Source organism: Undibacterium sp. GW821-FHT11B02, assembly GCF_058808955.1.
In genome coordinates this window covers 1-518 of record NZ_JBXASD010000039.1, presented here as the reverse complement: position 1 = coordinate 518, position 518 = coordinate 1, and the positions used below count along the sequence as shown (strand labels likewise).

The 518-nt window shown below is 55.6% G+C and carries 1 protein-coding gene; it reads left to right on the top strand.

Translation table 11 applies throughout. From position 1 onward, the window contains the following. The coding region (locus AC1RVX_RS30015) for a MotA/TolQ/ExbB proton channel family protein (RefSeq protein WP_493220248.1) at nt 1–518 on the top strand (518 nt) is incomplete at both ends.

Here is a 518-nt window from a genome sequence, read left to right as displayed (position 1 = left end):
GATGCCCGCGCCAAGTTCTGGAAAGCTGCCTCCGTACAAGCTGGTGCTTCTTCCCTGAAAGAAGGCAGCCCATTCCGTTTCATCGCTGATTCTGGCATCAAAGCCACAGAACACCATGAAGGTGCCCTGCTGGAACAAATCGACTTGAATACCTGGGTTTCCATGTCCATCCAGCGCGCTGTGGATAAAGTCCAAAGCCGTCTGCAAGATGGTCTGGCCTTCCTGGCGACGGTTGGTTCCACAGCACCGTTCGTTGGTCTGTTCGGTACAGTATGGGGTATTTACCATGCGCTGACAGCGATTGGTATGTCCGGTCAGGCATCGATCGACAAAGTAGCGGGCCCAGTGGGTGAGGCGCTGATCATGACGGCGATCGGTCTGGCAGTGGCGGTTCCTGCAGTTCTGGGTTACAACTTCCTGGTACGTCGCAACAAGAGCGCCATGGAAGAAGTCCGTGCCTTCTCCGCTGACCTGCACTCTGTCGTTCTGTCCGGTAACATGGGCAAGACCGCAGTTAA